Genomic DNA, 620 nt, shown 5'->3' with positions numbered 1-620 from the left:
AAACGGTCAGGGATTGCGGCACCGGCCAGTGCCGTACCCATTCGAAAGGCCGGCCTTGAGGGCGGGAAGCAGGGGCGCCCCCGCAAGCCGCAGCGCAAGCCCGTTGCGCGGCTGAATGCCCGTAACGGGTGCGAACGGGTGAGGAGGCGGCGAAGCGCACCCTTGCGGCCCAACCGTGCCGGACTAGCGTTTGGGTACGGCTCTGGCCGTCACGCCACCAGGGCGTCAGAGGAAAAGGAGTAAAGCGGTGTGGGCAGGCCCTGCCTGCAGCCTTTGCGGCGCCGGCCTGCCGGCAAGTGCCGCGTGGCGGTGGCCCTCTCGCGTGCGCGCGGCGCTCGATGCGCCAACGCGGGCGCAGGCAACACACGCAAAACCACCGGGCAGGTTACACCGCCCGATCGCCTGCTTCCTGTCGCTCAATCCTTGAAATGGTGTTCCAGTTCGTTAATCGCTTTGTAGATCTCGACGTAACGGTCGTGTGCGTCCCGCAGGATATGACCCGCCAGGCGCTCGGCCAGCACGTCGCTGTTCCAGAAATACGCACTCACCAGCCCCCGTAGCCGCAGATGCAGCTCGCACATCTCATCGGCCAGCGCCGCAATGTCGGCGCGCAGCCCGTC

1 protein-coding gene is annotated in these 620 nt (G+C 66.9%); it reads right to left on the bottom strand.

Translation table 11 applies throughout. The annotated features are described in order from the left end of the window. Positions 1-416: 416 nt before the first annotated feature. The coding region (locus AC4PR2_RS29515; RefSeq protein WP_492176126.1) for a YubE family protein at positions 417-620 on the bottom strand (204 nt) is incomplete at its 5' end.

The organism is Serratia sp. A07 (assembly GCF_058725505.1).
Note: the sequence above shows the minus strand (reverse complement) of the source record. Positions and strands in the feature narration are given on the sequence as shown.